The following is a 405-nucleotide window of genomic DNA, read 5'->3' as shown; positions in this document are numbered from 1 at the left end:
TCGCCTCGTCGCTGCTCGGCGTGCTCGCGCAGCGGCTGGTGCGGCGACTGTGCCCGGTGTGCCGCGAAGAGCGCACCGAGGAAGACGGTAGCAAGCGCTGGCATCCGGTCGGCTGCGACCGTTGTGGCCAATCCGGTTACGCGGGACGGCGCGGTGTCTACGAGCTGCTGCTGATCGACGAAACGATCCGCTCGCTGATCCACCGCAACGCGGCCGATGCCGAAATTCTCGAAGCGGGCCGCGCCCAAGGCATGCGCACGCTGCGCGAGGATTCGGAACGCTGGCTCGCGTCGGGACTGACGTCGCTCGAAGAAGTGATTCGCGTGACGGGCGGAGCATAAGCGCAGGCGGCATTCCGTGGAGAATGACATGAGATTCTCTTTTTCTGATGCGCGCCGTGCGGCT

1 protein-coding gene is annotated in these 405 nt (G+C 65.9%); it reads left to right on the top strand.

The features are described from left to right. On the top strand, positions 1–341 hold a 341-nt coding region (locus tag VSR82_RS40090), incomplete at its 5' end, for an ATPase, T2SS/T4P/T4SS family (RefSeq protein WP_498858936.1). Positions 342–405 lie beyond the last annotated feature (64 nt).

It is taken from the genome of Burkholderia sp. JPY481, from assembly GCF_038900515.1.
Lineage (GTDB): Bacteria > Pseudomonadota > Gammaproteobacteria > Burkholderiales > Burkholderiaceae > Paraburkholderia > Paraburkholderia youngii.
The sequence above is the reverse complement of the archived record's forward strand: the minus strand, read 5'-3'. Positions and strand labels throughout refer to the sequence as shown.